Consider the following 201-nt stretch of genomic DNA (forward strand, 5'->3'; position numbering starts at 1 on the left):
ACGGTGCGCTCGCCGATCTGCAGGAAGGCGTCGACGGGCATGCCGGGCACCAGGGTGACCTCGCCGAGCCGGGCGCGCTCGGCGGCCGGGACCTGGATGCGCGCCTTGTAGAAGGACTGGCCCGACTTATCGTCCTTGTCCTGGGTGACGTCGGCCGAGACGAGCTTGACGACGCCCTTGATCTCGGGGGTGGTGCGCTGG

General features: G+C 70.1%; 1 protein-coding gene. It reads right to left on the bottom strand.

Annotated features, from left to right (window positions below):
- Positions 1–201, bottom strand: a 201-nt coding sequence (locus tag WDW90_RS41375) for a beta-barrel domain-containing protein (RefSeq protein ID WP_488803344.1), incomplete at both ends; no start/stop codon positions are given.

This window comes from Methylobacterium nigriterrae (assembly GCF_037106235.1).
In the GTDB taxonomy this organism is placed as follows: Bacteria; Pseudomonadota; Alphaproteobacteria; order Rhizobiales; family Beijerinckiaceae; genus Methylobacterium; species Methylobacterium nigriterrae.